25 protein-coding genes are annotated in these 26,362 nt (G+C 72.7%); 10 read left to right on the top strand and 15 right to left on the bottom strand.

Annotation, left to right across the window (positions count from 1 at the left end; translation table 11 throughout):
• The first annotated feature begins 106 nt into the window (after positions 1-106).
• On the top strand, positions 107-769 hold the full coding sequence (locus ACFYM0_RS30875) for a TetR/AcrR family transcriptional regulator (protein WP_388507011.1): 663 nt from the start codon (positions 107-109) through the stop codon (positions 767-769).
• Here ACFYM0_RS30875 and ACFYM0_RS30870 read toward each other — a convergent pair.
• The 6 genes from ACFYM0_RS30870 to ACFYM0_RS30845 all read right to left on the bottom strand — a co-directional run bounded on the left by ACFYM0_RS30870 (position 711) and on the right by ACFYM0_RS30845 (position 6,408).
• Complete coding sequence (locus ACFYM0_RS30870; protein ID WP_388507009.1) at positions 711-1,262, bottom strand: hypothetical protein; 552 nt, start codon at positions 1,260-1,262, stop codon at positions 711-713. The genes ACFYM0_RS30875 and ACFYM0_RS30870 overlap by 59 nt on opposite strands.
• Before the next feature lie 34 nt (positions 1,263-1,296).
• On the bottom strand, positions 1,297-2,997 hold the full coding sequence (locus tag ACFYM0_RS30865; RefSeq protein ID WP_388507007.1) for a methylmalonyl-CoA mutase: 1,701 nt from the start codon (positions 2,995-2,997) through the stop codon (positions 1,297-1,299).
• Positions 2,998-3,081: 84 nt separating this feature from the next.
• A complete protein-coding gene (locus ACFYM0_RS30860; protein ID WP_388507005.1) occupies positions 3,082-3,411 on the bottom strand; it encodes a DUF3817 domain-containing protein in 330 nt (109 codons plus the stop codon).
• Between the two features lie 72 nt (positions 3,412-3,483).
• Positions 3,484-4,527 (bottom strand): MBL fold metallo-hydrolase, encoded by a 1,044-nt coding sequence (locus ACFYM0_RS30855; protein WP_388507003.1) that lies wholly within the window; start codon positions 4,525-4,527, stop codon positions 3,484-3,486.
• A 105-nt stretch (positions 4,528-4,632) separates the two neighbouring features.
• The gene (locus ACFYM0_RS30850; protein WP_388507001.1) at positions 4,633-5,142 is read right to left on the bottom strand and encodes a MarR family winged helix-turn-helix transcriptional regulator; all 510 of its coding nucleotides are present in this window, start codon (positions 5,140-5,142) and stop codon (positions 4,633-4,635) included.
• A gap of 21 nt (positions 5,143-5,163) precedes the next feature.
• Positions 5,164-6,408, bottom strand: a complete 1,245-nt coding sequence (locus ACFYM0_RS30845; RefSeq protein ID WP_388507124.1) for an MFS transporter — start codon at positions 6,406-6,408, stop codon at positions 5,164-5,166.
• Between the two features lie 245 nt (positions 6,409-6,653).
• Between ACFYM0_RS30845 and ACFYM0_RS30840 the strand changes: the two genes are divergently transcribed.
• Complete coding sequence (locus ACFYM0_RS30840; protein ID WP_388506999.1) at positions 6,654-7,643, top strand: DUF5937 family protein; 990 nt, start codon at positions 6,654-6,656, stop codon at positions 7,641-7,643.
• Positions 7,644-7,761: 118 nt separating this feature from the next.
• A complete protein-coding gene (locus tag ACFYM0_RS30835) occupies positions 7,762-8,787 on the top strand; it encodes a glycoside hydrolase family 6 protein (protein ID WP_388506997.1) in 1,026 nt (341 codons plus the stop codon).
• Positions 8,788-8,988: 201 nt separating this feature from the next.
• On the opposite strand, the gene ACFYM0_RS30830 is transcribed toward ACFYM0_RS30835, so the two are convergent.
• The 6 genes from ACFYM0_RS30830 to ACFYM0_RS30805 form a co-directional block, all read right to left on the bottom strand.
• Positions 8,989-10,995 carry a galactose oxidase-like domain-containing protein gene (locus ACFYM0_RS30830; protein WP_388506995.1) on the bottom strand — a complete coding sequence of 669 codons (2,007 nt, stop codon included), beginning with the start codon at positions 10,993-10,995 and terminating at the stop codon, positions 8,989-8,991.
• Between the two features lie 3 nt (positions 10,996-10,998).
• The gene (locus ACFYM0_RS30825; RefSeq protein WP_388506993.1) at positions 10,999-12,762 is read right to left on the bottom strand and encodes a glycosyltransferase family 2 protein; all 1,764 of its coding nucleotides are present in this window, start codon (positions 12,760-12,762) and stop codon (positions 10,999-11,001) included.
• 170 nt (positions 12,763-12,932) lie between these two features.
• A complete protein-coding gene (locus tag ACFYM0_RS30820) occupies positions 12,933-13,559 on the bottom strand; it encodes a C39 family peptidase (protein WP_388506991.1) in 627 nt (208 codons plus the stop codon).
• A 59-nt stretch (positions 13,560-13,618) separates the two neighbouring features.
• Positions 13,619-13,951 carry an excalibur calcium-binding domain-containing protein gene (locus ACFYM0_RS30815; RefSeq protein ID WP_388506989.1) on the bottom strand — a complete coding sequence of 111 codons (333 nt, stop codon included), beginning with the start codon at positions 13,949-13,951 and terminating at the stop codon, positions 13,619-13,621.
• Positions 13,952-14,227: 276 nt separating this feature from the next.
• Positions 14,228-14,524 carry an MTH1187 family thiamine-binding protein gene (locus ACFYM0_RS30810; protein ID WP_250744763.1) on the bottom strand — a complete coding sequence of 99 codons (297 nt, stop codon included), beginning with the start codon at positions 14,522-14,524 and terminating at the stop codon, positions 14,228-14,230.
• On the bottom strand, positions 14,521-14,865 hold the full coding sequence (locus ACFYM0_RS30805) for a DUF3817 domain-containing protein (protein ID WP_388506987.1): 345 nt from the start codon (positions 14,863-14,865) through the stop codon (positions 14,521-14,523). Before ACFYM0_RS30805 ends, ACFYM0_RS30810 begins: the two co-directional genes overlap by 4 nt.
• Before the next feature lie 171 nt (positions 14,866-15,036).
• Here ACFYM0_RS30805 and ACFYM0_RS30800 point away from each other — a divergent pair, with 171 nt between their 5' ends.
• The 5 genes from ACFYM0_RS30800 (at position 15,037) to ACFYM0_RS30780 (ending at position 18,402) form a co-directional block, all read left to right on the top strand.
• Entirely contained in the window at positions 15,037-15,675 is a 639-nt protein-coding gene (locus ACFYM0_RS30800) for an AIM24 family protein (protein ID WP_388506985.1), read from the top strand.
• Positions 15,675-16,325, top strand: coding sequence for an AIM24 family protein (locus ACFYM0_RS30795; RefSeq protein WP_327254986.1), 651 nt, complete (start codon positions 15,675-15,677; stop codon positions 16,323-16,325). The genes ACFYM0_RS30800 and ACFYM0_RS30795 overlap by 1 nt, the downstream gene beginning before the upstream one ends.
• Positions 16,326-16,336: 11 nt before the next feature.
• A complete protein-coding gene (locus tag ACFYM0_RS30790) occupies positions 16,337-17,134 on the top strand; it encodes an AIM24 family protein (RefSeq protein ID WP_266912696.1) in 798 nt (265 codons plus the stop codon).
• A 69-nt stretch (positions 17,135-17,203) separates the two neighbouring features.
• On the top strand, positions 17,204-17,680 hold the full coding sequence (locus tag ACFYM0_RS30785) for a MarR family winged helix-turn-helix transcriptional regulator (protein WP_388507122.1): 477 nt from the start codon (positions 17,204-17,206) through the stop codon (positions 17,678-17,680).
• Between the two features lie 152 nt (positions 17,681-17,832).
• The gene (locus tag ACFYM0_RS30780) at positions 17,833-18,402 is read left to right on the top strand and encodes a PepSY domain-containing protein (RefSeq protein WP_388506982.1); all 570 of its coding nucleotides are present in this window, start codon (positions 17,833-17,835) and stop codon (positions 18,400-18,402) included.
• A gap of 71 nt (positions 18,403-18,473) precedes the next feature.
• Here ACFYM0_RS30780 and ACFYM0_RS30775 read toward each other — a convergent pair whose 3' ends face one another.
• The 3 genes from ACFYM0_RS30775 to ACFYM0_RS30765 form a co-directional block, all read right to left on the bottom strand.
• Positions 18,474-18,548, bottom strand: a complete 75-nt coding sequence (locus tag ACFYM0_RS30775) for a 50S ribosomal protein bL37 (protein ID WP_099895366.1) — start codon at positions 18,546-18,548, stop codon at positions 18,474-18,476.
• 40 nt (positions 18,549-18,588) lie between these two features.
• A complete protein-coding gene (gene meaB / locus ACFYM0_RS30770) occupies positions 18,589-19,602 on the bottom strand; it encodes a methylmalonyl Co-A mutase-associated GTPase MeaB (RefSeq protein ID WP_388506980.1) in 1,014 nt (337 codons plus the stop codon).
• Positions 19,603-19,698: 96 nt separating this feature from the next.
• On the bottom strand, positions 19,699-20,895 hold the full coding sequence (locus ACFYM0_RS30765) for an acetyl-CoA C-acetyltransferase (protein WP_274549602.1): 1,197 nt from the start codon (positions 20,893-20,895) through the stop codon (positions 19,699-19,701).
• A 137-nt stretch (positions 20,896-21,032) separates the two neighbouring features.
• Between ACFYM0_RS30765 and mce the strand changes: the two genes are divergently transcribed.
• Positions 21,033-21,461: a methylmalonyl-CoA epimerase gene (gene mce / locus ACFYM0_RS30760; RefSeq protein WP_274549601.1), complete on the top strand. Its 429-nt coding sequence runs from the start codon at positions 21,033-21,035 to the stop codon at positions 21,459-21,461.
• 181 nt (positions 21,462-21,642) lie between these two features.
• Positions 21,643-26,265 (top strand): polarized growth protein Scy, encoded by a 4,623-nt coding sequence (gene scy / locus ACFYM0_RS30755; protein WP_388506977.1) that lies wholly within the window; start codon positions 21,643-21,645, stop codon positions 26,263-26,265.
• Positions 26,266-26,362 lie beyond the last annotated feature (97 nt).

Raw genomic sequence — 26,362 nt, 5'->3', positions numbered from 1 at the left:
CGCTACGAGTCGTAGCGTAACTCCCCCGGCCCGCCCGCGCCCCGTGATCTGAACCACACGCCCGGGGGGCCGGTCGCCTCTGCTACCGGCGGGTATGGTCTCGGCCATGCGCAACCCCAGCTCGGACACCTCCTGCCCGCCCGGCCGCACCGGCCGCCCGCGCAGCGCCGCGGCGGACGCCGCGATCCTCGCCGCGACCCGGGACGCGCTCGTGGAGCTGGGCTGGTCGAAGCTGACGATGGGGGACGTCTCGGCGCGGGCCGGGGTCGCGAAGACCACCCTCTACCGGCGCTGGTCGGGCAAGAGCGAGCTGGTCGTGGACGCCGTCGCGGAGCTGTTCGACTCCCTCGAACTCCCCGACCGGGGCTCGCTCGAAGCCGACATCGAGTACGTGGTGCTCCAGTTCGCGGCGCTGCTGCGGCGCCCGGAGGCCCGTACCGCCCTGATGGCGGTCGTCGCCGAGTCCACCCGGGACGAGGCCCTGCGGGACCGGATCCGGTCGGCGATCGTGGACCGGCAGAAACGTCTCGTCGTACTGGGGCGCGAACGGGCGCAGGCCCGGGGCGAACTCCCCTACGAGGAGGACGAGTCCCTCGCCGCCCACACCACGGACCTGATCTTCGACGTGATCGCGGGCACGGTGGTCCACCGTGCGCTGGTCAGCTCCGAGCCGGTGGACGAGCTGTGGGTGGCCACCTTCACGGCCCTGCTCATGTACGGCCTCCAGGGTTCCGCCGCCGCCCCTTCCGGCCCCGCACCGGCGGTGTGACCACGGCGGGCCGGCCGCCGTCCGACAGGGGCAGGAAGTCCTCGCACCAGGCCGGCGCCGAAGCGATCAGCGCCTCCGAGCGCGGATTGTGGCCCGGCCAGGGCCCCGGGCGCCCCGGCCAGTCGGCCCAGCGCAGGCTGTCGGCCTCCTCCGGCGGCAGCAGGCCGGAGGCCACCAGGGCCGCCCGGCCCGCTTCGAGCCCGGCGAGCCGGTAGCCGTACTCCGAGGAGTCCACCTCGTGGACACGGGCGTCGGTGAGCAGCACCGAGGCCACCACCCCGTCGAGGCCGCGCAAAATGCCCGCACGCACGCAGGAGAGGTACACCTCGGGCAGCCGGCGCTCCGCCGGGACGGCGTTCAGGACCTCCGTCAGCCCGTCCCGGCCCGGCGGCTCGAAGTCGGCGGCGATGTACGCGTACGGCCCGCAGTTGGTCTGCATGAGCACGCGGGCAGTCACCCCGTGTACGGGGACGGGGAGGTGGCGGCCTGTCATGGCCGCCACCTTAGGCGTCACGGGCGACGGGGCGTCAGAAGCCCGGCGGCTCCGTGTACGTGCCCCACTCGTCCCGCAGCACGTTGCAGATCTCGCCCATCGTGGCCTCGGCACGCACCGCGTCCAGCATGGCCGGGATCATGTTCGACCCGTCGCGGGCGGCGGCCAGCATGGCGTCCAGAGCCGCCGTCACCTTCGCGTCGTCCCGGCCGGCCTTGCGCTCCGCGAGCTCGCGGACCTGTACGCGCTCCACCTCGTGGCTGACGCGCAGGATCTCCAGGTCCCCGGTGACCGAGCCGTGGTGGACGTTGACGCCCACGACGCGCTTGTCGCCCTTCTCCACCGAGCGCTGGTACTGGAAGGCCGACTCGGCGATCTCCCCGGTGAACCAGCCGTCCTCGATGCCCCGCAGGATGCCCGAGGTGATCGGACCGACCGGGTGCTGCCCGTTCGGGTGGGCGCGCAGCCCGCGCTCCTTGATCTGCTCGAAGATCTTCTCGGCGTCGGCCTCGATGCGGTCGGTGAGCTGCTCGACGTACCAGGAGCCGCCCAGCGGGTCGGCCACGTTGGCCACGCCCGTCTCCTCCATCAGCACCTGCTGCGTGCGCAGCGCGATCTCGGCGGCCTGCTCGCTCGGCAGCGCGAGGGTCTCGTCGAGGGCGTTGGTGTGGAGCGAGTTGGTGCCGCCGAGTACGGCCGCGAGGGCTTCCACCGCGGTGCGCACGACGTTGTTGTAGGGCTGCTGGGCGGTGAGGGAGACGCCGGCCGTCTGGGTGTGGAAGCGCAGCCACATCGTCTTGTCGGACTTCGCCCCGTACACCTCCTTCATCCAGCGGGCCCAGATGCGGCGGGCGGCGCGGAACTTGGCGATCTCCTCGAAGAAATCGAGGTGCGCGTCGAAGAAGAAGGAGAGCCCGGACGCGAAGTGGTCCACGTCCAGCCCGCGCGAGAGGCCCAGCTCCACGTACCCGAAACCGTCGGCGAGGGTGTACGCGAGCTCCTGCGCGGCCGTGGCCCCGGCCTCGCGGATGTGGTAGCCGGAGACGGAGAGCGGCTTGTAGTCGGGGATGCCGTTCGCGCAGTACTCCATGAGGTCGCCGATGAGGCGCAGGTGCGGCTCGGGTTCGAAGAGCCACTCCTTCTGGGCGATGTACTCCTTGAAGATGTCGGTCTGGAGCGTCCCGTTCAGGACGGCCGGGTCGACACCCTGGCGTTCGGCGGCCACCAGGTACATGCAGAAGGCGGGGACGGCGGGGCCGCTGATCGTCATGGAGGTGGTCACGTCGCCGAGCGGGATGTCCTTGAAGAGGATCTCCATGTCGGCGGCGGAGTCGATGGCGACCCCGCAGTGGCCGACCTCGCCGAGCGCGCGGGGGTCGTCGGAGTCGCGCCCCATCAGGGTGGGCATGTCGAAGGCCACGGAGAGCCCGCCGCCGCCGGCGGCCAGGATCATCTTGTAGCGCTCGTTGGTCTGCTCGGCGTTGCCGAACCCGGCGAACTGCCGGATGGTCCAGGTCCGCCCCCGGTAGCCGGTGGCGTGCAGGCCCCGGGTGTACGGGTACTCCCCGGGCCAGCCGATGCGCTCGAAGCCCTCGTACGCGTCGCCGGGCCGGGGTCCGTAGACGGGATCGACGGGGTCGCCGGAGAGCGTGGTGAAATCGGCCTCGCGCTTGCGGGCCTTGTCGTACCGGGCCTGCCAGCGACGGCGGCCTTCCTCAATGGCGTCAGCGTCCATGCTCTGAATTTACTAGGACGTCCTAGTAAATGTCGATGGCCAACCCCCGGGGAGTCGCCCCGGGGGCGGGTGGATCATCTGAGGTCAGGCGCGGGCGGCGGCCGGAGCGCCGACGACGAGGGGCTCGACCTCGGCGCGGATCTTGCGCTCCACGAAGAACGCGGCGAGCGGGATGGTGCCGGAGAGCAGGACCCACAGGAGCTTGCCGAACGGCCACTTGGCCTTGGAGCCCAGGTCGAAGGCGAACACCAGGTAGATCATGAACAGCACACCGTGCGCCTGCGAGACCGCGAAGGTCAGGTCGGCGCCGGTGTCGAAGCCGTACTTCGCCACCATGCAGGCACAGAGGATCAGGAGCATGACCGCGGTCACGTAGGCCATGACGCGGTAGCGGGTCAGCACGCTTCGTTTCATGCCGTCGAGCCTAGCCGTCCGGTTTGCACGATCTTGACGCGGGCCGGGTTGGTGCCCCGCCGCCCGCCCGGGTCAGCCGGAGCCGGGCGGCGCCTGGTTGCGCAGCGGGGGCCGGGACCAGGGTGCGTCGACGGCGCCCGACTCCGGCCGCAGACCGAGCTCGTGGAGCAGGTTGACCGCCACCATGCCGGTGAACAGCGCGTTCGGGTTGGCCCCTCCGATGCCCAGCTCCGCGACGGCCCCCGCGAACGCGCCCGGCCGGATCCGCGCGCCCTCACCGGCCAGCCCCAGCGCCACCCCCTGCAGCGCGGTGGCCTGCTCCAGTACGCCTTCCAGGTGGGCCGCCGCTTCGGCACGACGGCGCACGGCGAAGGTGTGCCCGTCGGTGAGCAGCTCCGCTTCCCCCCGCTCGAAGAGGAGGGCCGCGGAGGCCAGCACGGTCTGGATCTTGAGCTGGTCGGCATCGGCCATCGCACCGCAGGGCCCGTTGCCCTCGTCGGACAGGTGCAGGACGCCGGCGTCCCGGAGGTGCACGATCACGTGCCCGGCGCAGTGGCCCTGGCTGCGCAGCACCCGGACCGCGCCGTCGGCGAAGGTCCAGCCGGTGAACCGCAGCGGACCGATCCGGATCCGCTCCAGCGGCCGTTCCTCGTAGGTCCGGGTCTTCGCGCCCAAGGGCCGCATCGGCCGGAAGAGCGCGACCAACCCGGCCGCGGTCCGCCCCGGGTCGGGCAGCGCCGCGGCCCCGGCCGCCCGCTCGAAGGCCCGGACCCAGTACTCGCCCGGATCCCGCATCTGCGGCAGGTCGGGGGCGGGGACCCAGTGCTCCGCCGGTACGCCCAGGCCGTCGGCCAGGTCGTTGTTGCCGACGTGGTCGAGGTGGCCGTGCGTGGTGAGCACCAGGGCCCGGGACCAGGGGCCGACGCGGCCGGTCGCCTCCAGCAGCGCCGTGCGGAAGGCCGTGGTGACACCGGTGTCGACGACCACGAGGGTGTCTGCGACCCGGTGCACGAGTGCGTTGGCGACGTCCGGCTGCCCGTGGGCGAGGTCCAGCCCCTGCCCGAGGACCAGCAGGGTCCGGTCGTCGATCTCGATCAGGTCACCGAGCGCGGTCATAGGCCCTCCGCGGTCCAGTACGGGCGCCCCTGCCGAGCCTACGCCGCCACCGGGGAAGGCGCCGCCCGCGTCAGCCCGGGGGGCCGGCGGCCGGGGCGAGGAGGGTCACCTCTCGTCGAAGTCGGCCGCGGCCACCCGGAGCGGGCGCAGCAGCGCGAAGATCTCCCCGCACTCCTCGGCGTCGTAGGCCCCCAGCCCGAAGTCGATCTCCATCAGCGCCTTCGTGGCCGCCTCGACCACCTCACGGCCCTTGTCCGTGATCGACGCGAGGGTGCCGCGCCCGTCGTTCGGGTTCGGGCGCCGGGAGACGAGGCCGGACTTCACCAGCCGGTCCACCGTGTTCGTCACCGACGTCGGGTGCACCATCAGCCGCTCGCCGATCTTCGACATCGGCAGCTCCCCGGCCTTGGAGAAGGTCAGCAGCACCAGCGCCTCGTAGCGCGCGAAGGTCAGACCGTACGGCTTGACGACCGCGTCGACCTCGCCGAGCAGGATCTGGTGCGCCCGCATGATCGAGGTGATCGCGGCCATCGAGGGGACGGGACCCCAGCGTTGCTGCCAGAGTTCGTCGGCGCGGGCGATCGGGTCGAAGGGAAGGCTGAGCGGTTTGGCCACGCATCAGACCCTACCGGGCGGTCATTTGGCCGCGGGATCCGTCTCACGCTTCGGCCCGTCCGTCCGGCGCACCTCGGCGAGCAGCAGCAGGACGACCCCGGTGCCCAGCACCGCGGCCGACGCCACCACCACGTGGACGGGCAGGAACTCCGCCGCGACCCCGGCGAGCGCCATGCCGACGCCCTGAAGCGTCATCAGCCCGGTGCTGAGCAGCGTCATCGCCCGGCCGCGCAGCTCCTCGGGCACGGCCTCGACGTACCACTGGTCGAGCCCGAGGGTGTACGCGTGGGCCAGCCCGGCCAGGACCAGCACCCCCAGCAGGAGCGGCAGGCCGGGCCGGACGGCGTACACGAGCAACGGCAGCAGCGAGAGCGCCGCGAGCGGAGCCGTGATCCGCGAACGCGTTCGGGCGGTGAGCGCGGAGCCCGCCCACACCTCCCCGGCGATGGCTCCGGCGGGCATCGCGCACATCAGCAGCCCGAGCCCGGCGGTGGAGATGCCGAGGCCGGTGGCGTACGGGGTCAGCAGTGCCTCGGGCACGACCACGAAGAGCGGCGGCAGCCAGGACAGCAGGGTCAGGGCCCGCAGCCGGCGGTGTCCCAGCACGGCGCGCAGCCCGGCGAGCGGCGAGAGCCGCGAGCCGGCGCCCGCGGGCCGGGCGGGCCGGGCCCGGGTGCCCAGGCGCAGCAGGACCGCGGAGCCGAGGAAGCCGGCGGCCGTGAGGAGGATCGCCCCGCGCGGGGCCAGCACGGTGAGCAGCAGTCCGCCGAGCCCGAAGCCGATGAGCTGGGCGCTCTGGGCCACCATGCGCAGCAGCGAGCGGCCCAGGACGTACGCGTCGCCGGTGCCGAGGATGTCGGCGAGGGAGGCGCTGCGGGTGCCCTGGAACAGCGGCGCGACGAAGGCCATCGCGCAGCGCAGTACGAGGAGCAGCGCGACCGGGGTGCCCGGCGCGGCCATGGCCACAGCGCAGGCCGCGCAGACGAGGTCGCAGCCGACGAGCACCCGGCGGGCGGGGAGCCGGTCGGCGAGCGGCGCGAGGAGCGTGCCGCCGAGGGCGTAGGGGAGGAAGCCGAGGGCGAAGGTGAGCGCGCTCATCAGGGGGGAGCCGGTGGCGCGGTAGACGAGGACGGTGAGGGATATCTCGGCGACGACGACGCCGAGCACGGACAGCAGGTGCGCGGCGAAGACCGGCCGGAACTCCCCGACCCGGAAGACGGCCCGGTAACCCGCGGGTTCCGGAGGGGAGTCCTGGCCGGGGAGCATGGCCGCGGGGGACGCGGAGGGGTCTGCGGTGGTCATACGGTGCACCCTGGCGGCGCCTAGGCTGAGGTTCCAGAGATTCGTTCCCACCCGAATCACCCGCTTCCGGCCCGGCAGCCGGGCAGTCTGGCAGTCCGGCCCGGCGGCCCGCCGCCCGGCCCGCCCATCGGCACCCGCCCACGGCCGCCGCCCGCCCGCCCGCACCGCGTCACCCGCCCGCCCGTCCCGTCGCACCCCCGGAGGGACCCGTGCCCTTCCACTACCGCTTCGGCCCCGCCGACCTGATGCGCTGCCGGTTCTCGATCTCACCCCGCTGGGAGACCCAGGAGGCGGTACGGGTCCTGCTGGACCGGCGGCGCCACGCGTACCACCTGCCCTGGCTCCGCGGGATCCGCACGGCGGCCGCCGGGCTGGACCTGCGGCCCCTGTGGCTGCTGATGCCGCGCACGGGACACAACCCGGACTTCCTCAGCCCGTCGCCGACGGGCCCGTCGGTCACCTTCGAGGAGGAGCTCGCGCGGGTCCGGGCCGCCGATCCCGAATCGGCGCGGGAGGACTTGCGCCGCTCCCTGGTCTGCACCCCGGGCGCCCTGGAGAGCGCGGCCGGCCGGCGGATGCTGGACGACCCCGAACGGGCGGTCCAGGAGCTGGCCGACCTCTACGAGCTGGCCTGGCGGGCGCTGGTCGCCCCGCACTGGCCCCGGCTGCGCGCCCTGCTGGAGGCGGACATCCTGTTCCACTCCCGGCGGCTGGCCGCGGGCGGGCTGGAGGCCCTCTTCGACGGCCTCCACCCGGATCTGCGCTGGTCGGGGAACACCCTCAGCATCGCCCGCCGGGGCCACCACGACCGCTCCCTCGACGGCCAGGGGCTCCTCCTGATGCCGAGCGCCTTCGTCTGGCCGGAGGTGGTGGGCGGCTACGACCCGCCGTGGCAGCCGACCCTGGTGTACCCGGCCCGCGGCATCGGCGCCCTGTGGACGGCGCCCGCGGGCCCGGCCCCCCAGGCCCTGGCCCGGCTGCTGGGCCGGGCCCGCGCCGACGTCCTGTGCGCCCTGACCGAGCCGGCCTCCACCTCCGCCCTGGCCCACCGCCTGTCCCTGGCCCCCTCCACCGTCTCCGCCCACCTGAAGACCCTCCAGGAGGCCGGGCTCCTCATCTCCGCACGCCACGGCCACCAGATCCTCTACGAACGCACGCCGCTGGCCATCGCCCTGACGAATCCGGCTTCGCCGGGGTAGATCCCCCGCCCTCCCCCCACCCGGCCGCACTCGGCGGTGTCGTACCCCACCCCAACTGCCCGTTATGTCACGATGACCCGGCCCGCAGCCGCTCACCCCTTCGCCCCGAGGAAGCCGGATGCCAGCCCGCCGCCCCCGCAGCCGCCCCGCCACCCTCCTCACCACAGCCCTCGTCCTCGCGGCGGCAGCCGCCTGCACGCCCGCCCCCACCGCGCAGCCGGAATCCGCCCCGCCCCACCACCCGGCCGGAGTCGGCCTCGTCGACGAGTCGCCGTTCTGGGTGGACCCGCAGAGCGACGCCGCCCGCCAGGTCGCCGCCTGGGAGGCGCAGGGCCGCAACAGCGACGCCCAGGTGCTGCGCCGCATCGCCGACCGGCCGATGGCCCTGTGGGGCCCGGCCGGCGACCCCGGCCCCGAGATCCGCCGGGCCAGGGCGAGCGCCCGCGCGGCGGGCCGCACGCTGGTCCTCGTCGCGTACAACATCCCGTACCGGGACTGCGGGCAGCACTCGGCGGGCGGCGCCCGGGACGCAGCCGCGTACCGGAGCTGGATCGGCGCTTTCGCCGACAACATCGCCGACACCAAGGCCCTGGTCGTCCTGGAGCCGGACGCGGTCCCGCACCTGGTGGACGGCTGCACCCAGGCCGGCCACCGCGACGAGCGGCTGCGGCTGCTCTCCGAGGCCGTCGACCGGCTCAAGCGCAACAAGAACACCAAGGTCTACCTGGACGCCGGCAACCCGGCGTGGATCCCGGACCCGAAGAAGCTGGTCGATCCCCTGTACGAGGCGGGGCTCGACCGCGCCGACGGCTTCTCCCTCAACGTCTCCAACTTCCAGCCCAGCGCGGCCGGGCGGGAGTACGGCGCCGCCCTGTCCAAGGCCACCAAGGGCAAGCACTTCGTGATCGACACCAGCCGCAACGGCGACGGCCCGCTCGAGGGGGACCGCGGCCAGGCCTGGTGCAACCCGCCGGGCAGGGCACTGGGCACGCCCCCGACCGACGGGACGGGTGACCCGCTCGTGGACGCGTACCTCTGGGTCAAGCGGCCGGGCGAATCGGACGGCACCTGCCGCGGCGGCCCCCCGGCCGGGAAGTGGTGGCCGGACTACGCCCTGGGCCTGGCCCGCCGCTCCACGGACTAGGGCCTGTCGTCAAACTCCCGTCGTCGCCCGAAGGGCGGCCTCGCGGCGTCTGGTGCGTGCTCTCGGCGTGCCGGGCGGAAGCCCGTGTACTGGACGTACTTGGCTGCCGTCCGGTGCGGCGAGAGCGCGTGCCAGGCGTCGCGAGGCAGACGGGAGTTTGACGACAGGCCCTAGCGCGGAAGGGAGCGGCGCGTCCCGTCCCTAACTCAGCCAGCCGTCCCGCGACGCCGGTGACGGCGGGGGCTCCGGCGCCTGCCGCACCCGGATCCACTTCGCCACCGACGGGGTGCCGTCCGCGTCCGTCACGAACAGCATGTACCAGCCGGGCGGCACCAGCGTCGGGTCCGCCGGCACGGTGACCGTCACCGTGCCGGCCGTCTTCTCCAGCCCGAGCTCGATCGAGCGCTGCTCCACGTCGGTGGTGTGCGTGACCGCGCTCGGCCGCATCAGCCGGGCCCGCTGGATCCGCTCGGCCCGCGGCGCCCCGAAGGTGGCGGAGCCGCCCGGTTCGACGTCCTCGGGACCGGCCCCCAGGACCGGCCGCAGCGCCGGGTCCCGGTGGAGGTACGGCGGGCTGTACACCTCCAGCCGGTGTTCGAACCGGCCCAGCCTGGTGTTGTCCTTGTCCGCGAAGAGCGGGTCGGACCCGAAGGTCGCCACCCGCCCGTCGGGCAGCAGCAGCGCCTCGGAATGGTAGTTGCGCCCGACCGTGGGGGCCGCGGCGGCCACGAAGGTGTCGGTGCGCGGGTAGTAGAACTGCGCCTTGCGGATGTCGCTGGCGCCCCGGCCCCGGTAGTCGGCGGAGCCGCCCGTGGTGAAGAGGGAGTCGTCGGGCAGCAGCACGCTGCTGAGGTAGCGCACGCCCTGCGGCAGCCGGGCCGTCGACCGGAAGACCGGTACCTCCGCCTTGAGGTCCACGACCGCCGTCCGGTCCGTGGACAGCCGGGACTCGCCGACTCCGCCACCGCCGAGCACCATCACCTTCTGGTCCTGGGCCGGGGGGAGCAGCACGGACGAGGAGGTCTCCAGCTGGTCGGGGTCGGCGAGTCCGCCGACCTTCCGGTACTGGTTCGTCGCCAGGTCCCACACGCCCGGCTCGCGCCCCTTGCCCTTGGGCCCGTAGCCCGCGTTGGAGCCGGTGTAGAGCAGTTTGCCGCCCTGGGTGAGGAAGAGCGCGGGGTAGGTCGGGAAGTAGCGGAAGGGGCCCTTGGACCACTTCTTGGTCTTCGGGTCGTAGTACTCGTTGTCGCCGGGTACGACGTCGCCCACGTCGTTGAGTCCGGACACCGCGAGGACCCGCCCGTCCTGGAGCCCCACCAGGGTCGGGTACCAGCGGGCGTCCTTCATCGGGTCGACCGGTACGTACTTCTCCGCCAGGGGGTCGAACTCGTAGGCGGACTTGATGCCCTGGAAATCCTGCTTGTCGGCGCTGAGCCGCTCCGCGAGCCCGTAGACGTCGGCTGCGTCCTTGCCGGTGAGCCCGGCCACCGTGTACTGGGCGGCCTGGGTCGTCAGCCCCGCGGCGCCCTCCCGGACCGCCTCCACGAAGACCCGTGCCTCGGCCGCGACCACCTTGGTCTTCCACGGCATCATCTGCCCGCCGCGCCCGTAGGCGATCTCGAACCGCCGGGTGGCCTTGGGGACGGTGACGGCGAACTTCGACACGTACTCGACGCCGGACGGGGACCGGAAGACGGTGCCCTTCGCCAGCCTGACCGCCTTGTCGGGGCTCTCGTTCTTGACGCGCATGCCGCCGCCGGCCCGGGTCACCTTCCCGTCGAGCACCTCGTAGCGCGCGGTCCCGCCGGCCACCAGGAGCTGTCCGTCCGGGAGTTGGCTGTGGCCCGAGCAGAAGAAGTCCTCCGGTGTCGGGATCTTCTTGAAGCTGTCGTCCTTCGGGTCCCACAGGACGGTGGAGAAGCTGCCCTTGTCGAAGCTGCGCTGGTCGTTGCCGGAGCCGGCGATCAGCAGCACCTTGCCGGTGCGCAGCAGCGCCGCGTGCATGGCGTTGATCCGGTGCTCCTCGGGGAGCCCGATCAGCCCCCACGAGCCGTACTGCACGCGGTAGCTGGACTGCCCGATCTTGTACGAGTGGTAGCGGTCCCCGGCGAAGGAGAGCGCGGCGGGCGCGTTGAGCGCGAGCAGCAGGGCGGCGGCTCCGGCGCCCAGGGCCGTCTTCTTGAACTGCTTCGAAGGGCGGTACGCCATGGTTCAGTTCCCTCCCGCGGTCGTCGCGAAGGCCTGCTCCGGCTCCTCGCCCGGTTCGGGTCCCCCGCCGGGTGAGGCCCGGGCCGTACGGGCGCACAGCTCCGTCACGGCCCAGACGGCCGGCGGAGCGAGGGTGACGGCCAGGGCGAGCACCGCCCAGACGCGCATGGCCGCGTGGGTGTGCTCGTAGCGCACGGAGGCGGCGAGGGAGACCAGGAGGACGGCGGCCCAGCAGAGGTGGATGCGGAAGGTCGCGGGTCGGTCGGGGCTGGCGACGCCGCCCTTGGGGGTGACGACGAAACGGCCCCGGGTGCGCAGGACCGCGGAGCCGAGCGATTTCAGGTAGACGGGCGCGCAGACGGCGGACATCGCCATGCCGGCGAGCCCGCCGGAGCCCGCCGGCTCGTGGGGCGAGACGTTGTGGCGGCGGTTCCACAGGTAGAGGCCCACCTGGAGGGCGGCGGCGTCGGTGTAGAGCATCAGCCAGACCTCGGAGGAGACCTGGGTGCCGGAGGCGCCGAACCACAGGAACAGCACGCAGCTGAGGACGCCGAGCAGCCAGTTGACGGCCGTCATCGGGTAGTAGACGAGCATCAGGGTGTAGTTGAGCCAGCGGCCCGGAGGCATCCGGAAGCAGCCCCGCCAGTACTGCCGCAGGAGGGTCTCGTACGTCCCCCGCGACCAGCGCAGCTGCTGCGTGAAGAAGTCGGTCCAGGTGCTCGGCCCCTCCCCGACGGCGAGCACGTCGGGGGTGTAGACGGACCGCCAGAACCGCCCGGTCGCGGGGTTCCTGCTCCGGTGGAGCTCGAAGCCGGTGGCCATGTCCTCGGTGAGGGAGTCGTAGAGCCCGCCGACCTGCCGCAGCGCGCTGATCCGGACGGCGTTGTTGGTGCCGACGAACATGGGGGCGCCGTAGCGGTTTCCCGCGCGCTGGATCAGTGCGTGGAAGAGGTACTGCTGGGATTCGGCGGCCTTGGTGACCGAGGAGGTGTAGTTGCCGTAGACCTGCGGGCCGACGACGAAGGCGACGTCGGGGTCGCGGAAGAAGCCGAGCATCCGTTCCAGGTACTGCGGGAGCGGCACGTGGTCCGTGTCCACGGAGGCGAAGTAGTCGTAGTCGGCGCCGTGCCGGGCGAGCCAGGAGTTGTAGTTGCCGTGCTTGGTCCTCGCCCGGTGGGCGCCCTTGGCCGTGTTCCACTCGACGACGCCCTTGCGGGTGAAGTGGCGCACTCCGAGCGCCGCGCACAGTTCCCTGGCCCCGGGGTCGTCCCCCTCGTCGAGGAGCCAGACGTCGAGCGGCCCGTCGTGGCGGACGGCGACGGCCCCGCGCAGGGTGGCGGCCGCCATGGAGAGGGGTTCCTTGCCGGGGACGTAGGTGGTGAGGAAGGCGACGCGGGTTCCGGGTTCGGCGGGGACCGGGACGGGGTCCCGGGCGACCATCGTGGCGTGGGCGATCGAGATCACGTTGACCACCATGAAGAGCATGATCAGGGCGACGGATCCGAGCATCACGGCGTCGAGCCGCACCAGCCATCCCTCGCCGCCCTCCCGGACGGTCCGGTGCGTGGGCCAGACGAGGTAGAGCAGCAGCCCGGTGGCGGCGACGGGGGCGAGCGTCATGAGCGCGACGGCCCGTATTCGGGTCCGGAGGTCCTCGCGCGCGAGGAGGGAGCGGTAGCGCACCCGGTAGGCGTCGGCGGGATCCGGCTCCTCACAGGGGCCGGCCAGCCGGCTGTGGGACTCGTAGTCGAAGGCTTCCTGCCGCACGGTTCCTCCAGCGCTCGAAACCGAGGTACGTATCCCAACGAAAGGGGAGATGCCTCCACCTGTCGAACGGGATGCACCCACCCGGGCGGTTCCGTTCCGTGCCCTTGCGGCCAGGGCCGAACGGGTCACCAGACCGGGAAGCGCGGACGCCGGGGCCCCGGCCGCTGCCCTCAGCCGGCCCGGCCGCCGAGGAGGATGCCGCGTCCGGCGTAGAAGCGGTCCAGGTCGGCCCAGGGGACGGGCGCGTACTGCTGGGAACCGTCGGGGAAGCCGGAGGGATTGTGCACCAGGACGGCGTCCTCGGTGGCTCCGACGGCGAGCACCAGGTGACCGCCCCTGGCCTCCACCACGGGGGTCAGGGTACGGATCGCCCAGTGGACCGACAGCATCGCCACCCCGCCCCCGGCCAGCGTGTCCCGGACGGTCCGGTGGTCCAGTACGGGCGCCGATCGGGCGTCCAGGCCCCAGCGGGCGGTGACGTACTCGGCGAACGGCCGGTGGATCAGCCCCTTCACCGCGTCCCCGTCCCGCACGTACGCCCCGGCCGCGCTGAGCTCCTTCACCAGCTCCACCGAGGGCGGCACCGGGAGCTCCAGGCTCCCCAGCACCATCCGCAGGCAGGCCACTCCGCACATGCGGGGCGCCCAGAAGGCGTACTCCTCGGGTGAGTCGGCGCCCGACCCCGCCCACAGGGGATCCAGGGCCGCGTCGGCGCCCGCGACGAACTCGGGCACCAGCGCGGCGGACTCCCACTGGGAGTAGTACGGGACGGCGTGCTTGATCGTGGAGACGGCCATGCCTCCGAAGTCTGCTCTACGCCAGGTCCCCCGGCTCCGGCGACCGTGGCACGGGCCCGCTACTCGCAGGCCACGCCGTCACCGTCCCTGTCCAGATGGCGGCCGTAACCGGGGTCGCCGCGACGGATCGGGGCGGCTCCCGCGGCGCGAACGGCGGTGCAGTTCTTGTAGTACACGCTGCCGCCCCCACCACCGGTGGAGGAGCCGCCCGAGTCGTCCCCGGCGTCCGGCGCTTCGGGGGTGGGTTCGGGGTCCGGATGCAGCCTGCCGCCCGCCGCGGCCGGACAGGCCGTGCCGGGTGCCACGACCTTCAGCCGGGCGCTCACGGTCTTCGGAGCCTGGACCTCCCTGCCCTCGGCCGGGTCCTGGAAGCAGACCTTCCAGTCGTCCACGGTCGCGGGCAGGGTGCCGTCGGCGTACGCGCTCTCACAGGAGCGGCGAGAGGCCGAAGCTGCAACCGGTGCCGGCGCAGGTGTGGCGGCCCCACCCGGCAATGGTCCGTGTGCCGGCCGCGATGCTCAAGGACTGCGCGGTGGCGCAGGCGCGGACTTCGGCCCCGACCGATGCGCGAGACCACCGCGTACCTGTCGGTGCTCCAAGCACCCGACGTGCACGTCTTCGCCGTGTGAGCCGACGGGGCGTGTGAGCCGACGGGTCCCGCGATCCGGTCAGCCCCCGGCGAGGTGGCGTTCCACCGTTTCCATCTTGGACGTCATGCCGTCCGTGACGCCGGGGCGGATGTCGGCCTTGAGGACGAAGGAGACCCGGGGAGCGCGCGCCTCCACGGCGGCCACCGCGCGCTTGACCACGTCCATCACCTCGTCCCACTCGCCCTCGATGGTGGTGAACATGGCATCCGTGTGGTTCGGCAGCCCCGACGCGCGGACGACGCGGACGGCGTCGGCCACGTACTCGCCGACCTCTTCGCCGACGCCCAGCGGGGTCACCGAGAACGCGATCATCATGCGCGGGCCGCCTCGCGGGCGCGGGCGGCGAGCACGCCGGCCGTCTCGTCGCGCTTGAGCAGGCGGTCGCCGTAGAGCCCGCCGAAGGGGACCAGCGCCAGCAGGAAGAACAGCGCGACCTTCTTCAGGGGCCACTTCGCCTTGAACCAGACGTCCAGCAGGAAGACGCCGTAGATGACGAACAGGATCCCGTGGATGATGCCGAGCGGCATCATCAGGTAGTCGATGTCCGAGATCCGGCTCAGCACCGAGCCGAAGATCAGCAGCGCCGGGAACGAGAGCGCCTCCGGTACGGAGATGAGGCGCAGCCGGTGCAGGGCGGAAGCGGTCTTGATGTCCACGTGGAACCTTCGGGGTGGATGCCGGGGGTCCGACCCAGTGTCTCAGCCGCCCCGGGCGATCTTGGCGCGGGGCCCGCGGTCCCGGCGGACCGGGGCGGACCGTGCCGAACCGTGACGGATATCGGCCAACGGGCCCTGTTCGGTGCCGCCCTCTGCGGATAACGTCTTCCCGTGGCTCAGTTCCGACTCCAAGGCAGCAAGGTGCTCGCCGTCGACCTGACCGGGGACGCCGTGAAAGCGAAAAACGGCTCCATGGTCGCGTACGACGGCCAGGTGGCCTTCAAGAAGATGACCGGCGGCGGCGAAGGCCTCCGCGGAATGGTGACCCGGCGGCTCACCGGCGAGCAGATGACCGTGATGGAAGTGCAGGGTCACGGCACCTGCTTCTTCGCCGACCGGGCGAGTGAGATCAATCTGGTCAATCTGCGCGGCGAGAAGCTCTACGTCGAGTCCAGCAACCTGCTGTGCACCGACGCAGGCCTGCGCACCGGCACCACCTTCACCGGCCTGCGCGGTGCGACGACGGGCAACGGCCTGTTCACCACGACCGTCGAGGGCAGCGGGCAGGCGGCGATCATGTCCGACGGCCCCGCGGTGGTGCTGCGCGTCAGCGCCCAGTACCCGCTCTCCGTCGACCCGGGGGCGTACATCGCGCACACCGGCAACCTCCAGCAGTCCTTCCAGTCCGGTGTGAACTTCCGCACGCTGATCGGCGAGGGCTCCGGCGAGTCCTTCCAGATCCGCTTCGAGGGCGAGGGCCTGGTGTACGTGCAGCCCAGCGAGCGCAACACCATCGGGGGCGACGTCTGATGCCGTTCCGCGAGATCAACTCGAAGATGGTCGAGGCCCAGGTCGTACCGGGGCAGAAGATGTACAGCCAGCGCGGCGCGATGCTCGCCTACCGCGGCGAGGTCTCCTTCACCCCGAGCCTGACCGGCGGCCAGGGCGGCGTGATGGGCATGATCGGGCGCCGGGTGGCGAACGAGCAGACCCCGCTGATGGAGGTCGAGGGCAGCGGCACCGTGATGTTCGGCCACGGCGGCCACCACATCCAAGTGATCAGCCTCACCGGCGAGACGCTCTACGTGGAGGCCGACCGGCTGCTCGCCTTCGACGGCACCCTCCAGCAGGGCACGATGTTCATGGGCGCGCAGGGCGGGGTCATGGGCATGGTCCGCGGCCAGGTGACCGGCCAGGGCCTGTTCACCACGACCCTCAAGGGCCACGGCTCGGTGGCCGTGATGGCCCACGGCGGGGTCATCGAGCTGCCGATCCACCCGGGCCGCCCGATCCACGTGGACCCGCAGGCCTACGTCGCCCACCACGGCGAGGTCCGCAACAAGCTGTCCACGGCGCTGGGCTGGCGGGACATGGTCGGGCGCGGCTCGGGCGAGGCGTTCCAGCTGGAGCTGTCCGGGCAGGGCGCGGTGTACGTACAGGCCTCAGAGGAGAAGTTGTGAACTTTGGTCCCGTGACCGGTGGACCGGGAGGTCCGACCGTCTTCGACCCGTACACCCTGCCGTCCGACGACAACGTCAACGCCTACACCTTCTGCGTGGAGCTCAAGGGGAGCCAGTGGTTCCTGCAGAAGGGCAAGATGATCGCCTACTACGGGCGCATCGAGTTCAACGGCATCGGCCACGGCCGGTTCGACCGGCTGCTGCGCACCAGCTTCCACTCGCCGCTGCACGCGAGCGACTGGGTGGTGGCCGAGGGCCAGGGCAAGATGCTGCTCGCCGACCGGGCCTTCGACGTGAACTCGTACGACCTGGACAACGGCAACCTGACCATCCGGTCGGGCAACCTGCTCGCCTACCAGCCCACGCTCGCCCTCAAGCAGTCGATCGTGCCGGGCTTCCTCACCCTGATCGGGACCGGGAAGTTCGTGGCGGCCTCCAACGGGCCGGTGGTGTTCATGGAGCCGCCGCTGCGCGTGGACCCGCAGGCGCTGGTGGGCTGGGCGGACTGCCCCTCCCCCTGTCACCATTACGACCACAAGTACATGTCGGGCGTGATCGGCGGCCTGCGCTCGCTGACGGGCATCGGGGGCTCCTCGGGCGAGGAGCACCAGTTCGAGTTCGTCGGCGCGGGTACGGTGCTGCTCCAGTCCTCGGAGATGCTGATGGCGGAGCAGGCGGTCGGCACCGTAGGCCCCGGCGCGGCCGCGGGCAACGCCCAGGGCGTGCCCGGACAGGGTCCGCTGGGGCAGATGGGCGTACCGCGGATGCCGGGGCAGCTGGGCGATCTCCAGAGGCGCTTCGGGCTGTAGGAAATCTCTCACCCCGCCGCATTTTTGTACGCAATTCAACTTCTTAGGTAGAGTTCTTTCATGGAGACCATCGAGACCGAGACGGCCACCCCCTGGCTGAACGACGCCGAGCAGTGCGCCTGGCGCACCCACCTGGACGTCAGCCGACTGCTGATGCACCAGCTGGAAAAGGACCTCCAGCCGTTCGGGCTCACCAACAACGACTACGAGATCCTCGTGAACCTCTCCGAATCCGAGGAGCACCGGATGCGGATGAGCGATCTCGCGACGTCCACGCTGCAGTCCAAGAGCCGGCTCTCCCACCAGATCACCCGCATGGAATCGGCGGGCCTCGTCCGCCGCGTGAACTGCGAGTCCGATCGCCGCGGGCTCTACGCCGTCCTCACGCCCGAGGGCATGGAGACGATGCGCAAGGTCGCCCCGCACCACGTGGCGTCCGTCCGCCGGCACTTCATCGACCTGCTCACCCCGGACGCCATCGCCGCGCTGCGGGCCGCGCTCGGACCGGTCGCCGAGCACCTGCGCGCGGGCCGCGGCAAGGCCTGAAGCCGGGCCGGACGGCCCCGGGCCGGGCCGGGCCGCGGGCTCGGCCCGAGCGGCGATCCTCCTCCTCAGGCCGGAGAATGGGCGGTAACGCTCGCTCGCCGGCCGCCGCCGAGCAACCGTAAGCGCCATGGCCGGCCTGAGGAGGTCACGCCATGAAGCGCACCCTGTACGTATCGTCAGCCGCGGCCGCCGCGGCCCTGCTGGTCGTGGGGCCGGTGGCGGCCGCCACCGCCGCTTCCACGACCGAAGCTGCCACCGGCGGCGTCTCCGCGCCCCTGCGCGCCGCGGTCGATGCCGAGGGGGCCGCCGCGGCGGCCCTCAAGAGCCACCCCGGAGTCATCGAGTCCCTCGACAAGGACGGCTCGGTCTGGCACGTGAACGTGATCGGCAAGGACGGCGGCAACACGGAGCTGCTCGTCACCGCGGCCACCGGGTCGGTCGCCGTCGAGAACTCGGACGAGAACGACGACGACGGGGACGAGGACGCCGCCCTGGTCGCCGCGAAGGTCACCGCCCAGCAGGCGATGAAGGCCGCGGTCGCCGCCCATCCCGGCCCGGTGTGGTCGGTTCAGTGGGACGACGATGACGACAGCAACAAGACCTACTGGGACGTGGAGGTCAAGTCCGGCGGCAGCACGACGAACGTCCACGTCGACCCCACGTCCGGCAAGGCCACCGTCTCCCACTCGGACAACGACAACGACGAGAACGACAACGGCTAGGCCCCGGCATACGGAAGCCGCACCCCGTGGACGGGGTGCGGCTTCCGTATGTGGTCAGTCAGTGCTCACGGTCAGGCATTGGGACGCTTTCCGTGGTTGGCCTTCTTCTTCTTGCGGGCTCGCTTCTTGTTGCCGCGCTTCGCCATGAAACCTCCCTGCGTCGGGGCATTCCGGGCGTTCGCCAGTCTATGACCGGCCCGCGGGCTCCGCATCCGGTTCCGTCGGTTCCGTCGGTTCCGTCGCTTCCGTCAGGGTCGCCAGCAGCGCGTCCGAGGCCGCGTACGGATCCAGCTCGCCCGCCGCCACCCGCCCGGCCAGGGTCTCCAGGTGGGTGTCGCCGTGCACGTCGGCCAGCCGGGCCCGCAGCGCGGTGATCGCGATCGTTTCCACCTCGCGCGCGGCCCGGGCCGTACGCCGCTGCGCCAGCACCCCGCGCTCGTCCATCCACGCCCGGTGCTTCTCCAGCGCCTCGACCAGCTCGTCGATGCCCGTGCCGCGCGCCGCGACCGTCTTGACGATCGGCGGCCGCCAGTCGCCCTTGCCCCGGGACTCCCCCAGGCTCAGCATGTGGTTCAGCTCCCGGGCGGTGGCGTCCGCACCGTCCCGGTCGGCCTTGTTCACCACGTAGACGTCGCCGATCTCCAGGATGCCCGCCTTCGCGGCCTGGATCCCGTCGCCCATCCCGGGGGCCAGCAGCACCACCGAGGTGTCCGCCTGCGCCGCGATCTCCACCTCCGACTGCCCGACCCCGACGGTCTCGACCAGGATCACCTCGCAGCCGGCCGCGTCCAGCACCCGGATCGCCTGCGGGGCGGCCCAGGCGAGTCCGCCCAGGTGGCCGCGGGTGGCCATGGAGCGGATGTACACCCCCGGGTCGGAGGCGTGGTCCGACATCCGCACCCGGTCGCCGAGCAGCGCGCCCCCGCTGAACGGCGAGGACGGGTCGACGGCCAGGACGCCGACCCGCTTGCCGGCCTGCCGGTACGCGGAGACCAGCGCCGAGGTCGTCGTGGACTTGCCGACGCCCGGGGAGCCGGTGAGGCCCACCACGTACGCGTTGCCCGTGAGCGGCGCCAGCGCCGCCATCACCTCGCGCAGCTGCGGGGACGCCCCCTCGACCAGCGAGATCAGCCGGGCGACCGCTCGAGGCCTGCCCTCACGGGCCTGGGCCACCAGCTGGGGGACGTCCACCGCCGTCATTCTTGCTGCGCTCCTTGCTTCTCGGGGGCCCGCGGGTCCCGCGGATCTCGTACGGGTACGGCTACGGGTGCGGGCGGCCGGGTGGCCGCCCCTCCCCTACGGGACGCGGACGATCAGGGCGTCGCCCTGGCCGCCGCCACCGCACAGGGCGGCCGCGCCGACGCCGCCGCCGCGGCGCTTGAGCTCCAGCGCCAGGTGCAGCACCACGCGGGCGCCGGACATGCCGATCGGGTGACCCAGGGCGATGGCGCCGCCGTTGACGTTCACCTTTTCAGGGGTCACGCCGAGGTCCTTCATCGACTGCACGGCGACCGCCGCGAAGGCCTCGTTGATCTCGATGAGGTCGAGGTCCTCGACGCCGAGGCCCTCCTTCTTCAGGGCGTGCAGGATCGCGTTGGAGGGCTGCGACTGGAGCGAGTTGTCCGGGCCCGCCACGTTGCCGTGGGCGCCGATCTCGGCGAGCCACTCCAGACCCAGCTCCTCGGCCTTGGCCTTGCTCATCACGACCACGGCGGCCGCACCGTCGCTGATCTGCGAGGAGGTGCCGGCGGTGATGGTGCCGTCCTTCGCGAAGGCCGGGCGCAGCTTGCCGAGGGACTCGACCGTGGTCTCGGCCCGGATGCCCTCGTCCTGCGAGAACACCACCGGCTCGCCCTTGCGCTGCGGGATCTCGACCGGGGTGATCTCGGCCTCGAAGACGCCGTTCTTCTGCGCGGCGGCGGCGCGCTGGTGGGAGGTGGCCGCGAACGCGTCCTGCGGGGCCCGCTCGATGCCGAGGCGGGTGTTGTGCTTCTCGGTGGACTCGCCCATCGCGATGTTCTCGAAGGCGTCGGTGAGGCCGTCGTAGGCCATCGCGTCGAGCATCTCGATGGCGCCGTACTTGAAGCCCTCACGGGACTTCGGCAGCAGGTGCGGGGCGTTGGTCATGGACTCCTGACCGCCCGCGACCACGATGTCGAACTCCCCGGCGCGGATCAGCTGGTCGGCCAGGGCGATGGCGTCCAGGCCCGACAGGCACACCTTGTTGATGGTGAGCGCGGGGACGTTCATGGGGATTCCGCCCTTGACGGCGGCCTGGCGGGCGGGAATCTGGCCCGCACCGGCCTGCAGAACCTGGCCCATGATCACGTACTGGACCTGGTCACCCGAGATCCCGGCCCGCTCCAGCGCGGACTTGATGGCGAAGCCGCCGAGGTCGGCACCCGAGAAGGACTTCAGCGAGCCGAGCAGTCGCCCCATGGGCGTGCGGGCCCCGGCGACGATCACTGACGTGGTGTTGTTCGTTCCGGACATGGAGCACAGCCCCTTGAAGATGAGGAGTGAACGAGGGTTTACCCGAATGTACTGAGCGGTACCCGTGCCGTCACCGGCCCGCCAGTGTGATCGCGCGCACGTTGCGTAACCGCCTCCGGTAGCGCTGCACTGTGTCCATGCTGACAAGAATCGACCACATCGGGATCGCCTGCTTCGACCTGGACAAGACGGTTGAGTTCTACCGTGCCACGTACGGCTTCGAGGTGTTCCACTCCGAGGTCAACGAGGAGCAGGGCGTCCGCGAGGCCATGCTGAAGATCAACGAGACCTCCGACGGCGGAGCCTCCTACCTCCAGCTCCTCGAACCCACCCGCGAGGACTCCGCGGTCGGCAAGTGGCTGGCCAAGAACGGCGAGGGCGTCCACCACATCGCCTTCGGCACCGAGGACGTCCAGGGCGACTCGGAAGCCATCCGCGGCAAGGGCGTCCGCGTCCTCTACGACCAGCCCCGCACCGGCTCGATGGGCTCCTCCATCACCTTCCTGCACCCCAAGGACTGCCACGGCGTCCTCACCGAACTGGTCACGAGCAACCCCGACCACTGATGTCCCGTTTCCCCGGCCGGTAGAGTGGCTTTGGCTCGGCCGGGGTTCGGTGCGGGGACGGGGTCGGGGCCTGTATCGCCCGACCCGGTATCTGACACCATTCCCCGGGGGCGTCGTTCAGCGGGCGGACGGCGCTCGTTTGGGATCGGGCTTGCGACCAGGGGACGGATGGGACCGCGCTGTGCGGGGCTACGAAAGCCAGGAGAGCCATCAGGCCGAGGCCGACCATCTCTCGCGCTTCGAAGCCGAGATGGAGCGGCTGAAGAAGGAACGCGGGAAGGCCGTCCAGCACGCCGATGACCTGGGGTACCAGGTCGAGGTGCTGCGCGCCAAGCTCCACGAGGTACGCCGCAATCTGGCGTCCCGCCCCGCCTACGACGGCGCGGACATGGGCTACCAGGCGGAGCAGCTGCTCCGTAATGCCCAGATCCAGGCCGACCAGATGCGTTCCGACGCCGAGCGCGAACTGCGCGACGTACGGGCGCAGACCCAGCGCATCCTCCAGGAGCACGCCGAGCACCAGGCGCGCCTCCAGGCCGAACTGCACGCCGAGGCCGTCAACCGCCGCCAGCGCCTGGACCAGGAGCTGAGCGAGCGCCGCCAGACGGTGGAAGCCCACGTCAACGAGAACGTGGCCTGGGCCGAGCAGTTGCGCGCCCGCACCGAAGCGCAGGCCCGCCGGCTCATGGACGAGTCCCGCGTCGAGGCCGAGCAGACCCTCAACACCGCCCGCGCCGAAGCCGCCCGGGTCGCCTCCGAGGCCACCCGCCGGCTCGCCTCCGAGAACGAAGCCGCCCGCGCCGAGGCCGAGTCGACGCTGCTGCGTGCCCGCAAGGAGGCCGAGCGGCTGCTGACCGCCGCCTCCGCGCAGGCCCAGGAGGCCACCGAGCACGCGGAGCGGCTGCGCTCCACCACCTCCGCCGAGGCCGAGCAGACCCGCCAGCAGACGATGGACCTGGGCCGGGTCGCGGAGCAGCGCGCCCAGGAGGCCGACGGTGCCCTACGGGAGGCACGCGCGGCCGCGGAGAAGCTGCTGGCGGAGGCCAAGGAGAGCGCCGCGCGGCAGCTCGCCTCGGCGGAATCCGTCAACGAGCAGCGCACCCGTACGGCCAAGGAGCAGGTGGCCCGCCTGGTGGGCGAGGCCAACAAGGAGGCCGAGACCCTCAAGGCCGAGGCCGAGCAGGCGCTCGCCGATGCCCGCGCGCAGACCGAGCGCCTGCGCGCCGAGGCCGGCGAGCAGGCCCGTACCGCGGCGGCCGAGGACACGGCGGCCCAGCTGGCGAAGGCGGCCCGCACCGCCGAGGAGGTCCTGAACAAGGCCTCGGAGGACGCCCGCGCCACCACCCGTGCGGCGTCCGAGGAGGCCGAGCGGATCCGCGGCGAGGCCGAGGCGGAGGCCGAGCGGCTGCGTGCCCAGGCCGCGGCCACGGCCGATGAGCTCAAGGGCGCCGCGAAGGACGACACGGAGGAGTACCGGGCCCGTACGGTCGAGCTCCAGGAGGAGGCCCGCCGGCTGCGCGGCGAGGCCGAGCAGCTGCGTGCGGAGGCCGTCGCCGAGGGCGAGCGGATCCGCGGCGAGGCCCGCCGCGAGGCGGTCCAGCAGATCGAGGAGGCGGCCCGCACCGCCGAGGAGCTGCTGGGCAAGTCCCGGGCCGACGCCGACGAGGTGCGCTCCGGAGCGAACGCCGAGAGCGAGCGGGTCCGCGGCGAGGCCGTCGAGCGGGCCACCACCCTGCGCAAGCAGGCCGAGGAGACCCTGGAGCGGACCCGCGCCGAGGCCGAGCGGCTGCGCGCCGAGGCCGAGGAGCAGGCGGAGTCCGTACGGGCCGAGGCGGACGCCGCGGCGGCCGTACGGCGCGAGGAGACCGAGCGGGCGCTGTCGGCGAAGCGGGCGGAGGCCGACGAGGAGCTCGTCCGGCTGCACACCGATGCCGAGGGACGCCTCTCGACCGCCGAGCAGACGCTGCGCGACGCCCGGACGGCCGCGGAGAACATCCGCAAGGAGACCACCGAGGAGAGCGACCGGCTCCGCGCGGAGTCGGCGGAGCGGATCCGCACGCTGCAGGCGCAGTCGGAGGCGGAGGCCGACCAGCTGCGGACCGACGCCGCCGAGGACGCCGGCCGGGTCCGCGCCGAGGCCGAGCAGAACGCGGTACGGCTGACCGGCGAGGCCGAGGCCGAGGCGGAGCGCCTGCGCTCCGAGGCGCAGGAGACCGCGGACCGGCTGCGCGCGGAGGCCAAGGCCGCCGCCGAGCGGGTCGCGCAGGAGGCGGCCGAGGCACTGGCCGCCGCCCAGGAGGAGGCCGCGAGGCGCCGCCGGGAGTCCGAGGAGACGCTGGCTTCGGCGCGTACGGACGCGGAGAGCGAGCGGGCGCAGGCCCGGGAGGAGAGCGAGGAGCTCCTCGCCCAGGCCCGCAAGCGTTCCGAGGAGGCCACGGCCGAGGCGGTCTGGCTCACCGAGGAGGCCGAGCGGCGCGCGTCCGAGGTGGTCGCTGCGGCCGAGGCCACCGCCCAGCAGGTGCGCGACGCGGTGGCCGGGCTGCACGAGCAGGCCGAGGAAGAGGTCGCGGGGCTGCGCAGCGCCGCCGAGCACGCGGCGGAGCGTACGAGGACGGAGGCCGAGGAGGAGTCCGGCCGGGTCCGCGCCGACGCGTACGCGGAGCGGGAGCGGGCCACCGAGGACGCCAACCGGATCCGCAGCGAGGCGCGCACCGAGACGGACGCGGCGAAGGAGCTGGCGGCGCGCACGGTCGGCGACGCGATCGCCGAGGCGGAGCGGCTGCGTACGGACACCGCGGCCGAGGTCGAGCAGCTGCGCACGGACACGGCGGAGTACGCGCAGCGGGTGCGTACGGAGGCCACCGACGCGCTGGCCGCCTCCGAACGCGACGCGGCCCGCACGAAGGCCGACGCCCGGGACGATGCCAACCGGATCCGCGGCGAGGCCGCGGAGGTCCTGGAGGCCGCTCGTACCGAGGGCGGCCGGCTCGTCGCGGAGGCCACGGCCGAGGCCGAGCGCCGCACCGAGGAGACCCGCGCGGCCAACGAGGCCACGATCGGCGAGGCCCAGGCGGAGGCGGCGCGGCTCACGGCCGAGGCCGAGGCCGCCGCGGAGGCGACCCGTACCGAGGCCGCGGGCACGCTGGACGAGGCCCGTTCCGAGGCGAACCGGCTGCGTACGGAGGCTGCCGAGCAGGCGGACCGCCTGATCTCCGAAGCCGCTGCGGAGGCGGAGCGGCTCACCGAGGAGACCCGCGCGGCCAATGCGCTGACGGTCGGTGAGGCCGAGGCCGCGGCCGAGGCGCTGCGCGCCGAGGCGGCCGCCGCCCTGGACGCGGCGAAGGCCAAGGCCGAGCAGCTCACGGCGCAGGCCGCGCAGACGCTGGCCGGGGCCGAGCGGGACGCGACGGGGATCCTCGTCGACGCGCGCAACGAGGGCGACCGGCTCGTCGAGGAGACGCGCACGGCCAACGAGGCCACCGTCGGCGAGGCCGCGGCGGAGGCCGACCGGCTGCGCGCCGAGGCGGCACGCACCCTGGACGACGCCCGCGCGGAGGGCGGCCGGATCATCGGCGAGGCCACCGCGGAGGCGGACCGGGTCACGGTCGCGGCCAACGAGACGCTGGCGGGCGCCGAGCGGGAGTCCGAGCGGACCCTGGACGAGGCGCGCGCCGAGGCGGGCCGGATCCGTACCGAGGCCGCCGAGCAGGCGGACCACCTGGTCGGCGAGGCCATCGCGGAGGCGGACCGGCTCACCGAGCAGACCCGCAAGGACACCGAGCGCACGGTCGGCGAGGCGGCGAACGAGGCCGAGCGGCTGCGGGCCGAGGCCTCCGAGGCACTGTCCTCGGCGCAGGAGCACGCGACCCGCACCCGGTCCGAGGCCGAGCGGGTCAAGGCCGAGGCCGCCACCGAGGCGGAGCGGATCCGGGGCGAGGCGCGCACCGCGTCGGAGCGGGTGCTGGACGAGGCCCGCGAAGAGGCCAACAAGCGCCGCAGCGAAGCCGCGACCCAGGTCGACCGGCTCATCACGGAGGCCTCCTCGGAGGCCGAGAAGCTCACCGGGGACGCGCAGAAGCAGGCCCTGGCCGCCACGACGGCGGCCGAGGAGCAGGCGGACGCGATGGTCGACGCGGCGCGCAAGGAAGCGGCGAGGATCTCCTCCGAGGCGACGGTGGAGGGCAACTCCCTGGTGGAGAAGGCCCGTACGGACGCCGACGAGCTGCTGGTCGGGGCGCGCAGCGACGCGTCGGCCATAAGGGATCGGGCGGAGGAGCTGCGCGGCCGCGTCGAGGCGGAGGTCGAGGAGCTGCACGAGCGGGCCCGCCGCGAGTCTGCCGAGCAGATGAAGTCGGCCGGCGAGCGCGTGGACAAGCTGGTGCGGGCGGCGACCGAGCAGAGCGTCGAGGCGGACGCGAAGGCCAAGGCGCTGGTGTCGGACGCGAGCAGCGAGGCGAGCAAGGTCCGCATCGCCGCGGTCCGCAAGGCGGAGGCGCTGCTCAAGGAGGCCGAGCAGAAGAAGGCCGAGCTGGTCCGGGCTGCCGAGGGGGCTCTCGCGGAGGCGAAGGCCGAGGCCGAACGGCTCGTCGACGAGGGCCGGCGCGAGCTGGAGGTCCTCGTGCGCAGGCGCGAGGACATTCAGGCGGAGATCTCCCGTGTCCAGGACGTTCTTGAGGCGTTGGAATCATTCGAGGCACCTTCGGGTGGCGCGAAGCCCGGGGTCGGCGGCCAGGGCGCGGGGGGCGTGAAGGCCGGTGCGACAGCGGGTTCCACTCGTTCGGGTGGCAAGACGTCAGAGGGCTAGTCAGCACGCTCAATGCTGTGCTCCTGATGGAGGTTCAGGCGAACGAGTGACAAGCATTCTGTCGCCTTGCCACTCAAAAGGGGTGTCATTGTCCAGA

Source organism: Streptomyces sp. NPDC006487 (assembly GCF_042870555.1).
Classification (GTDB): Bacteria; Actinomycetota; Actinomycetes; order Streptomycetales; family Streptomycetaceae; genus Streptomyces.
Note: the sequence above shows the minus strand (reverse complement) of the source record. Positions and strands in the feature narration are given on the sequence as shown.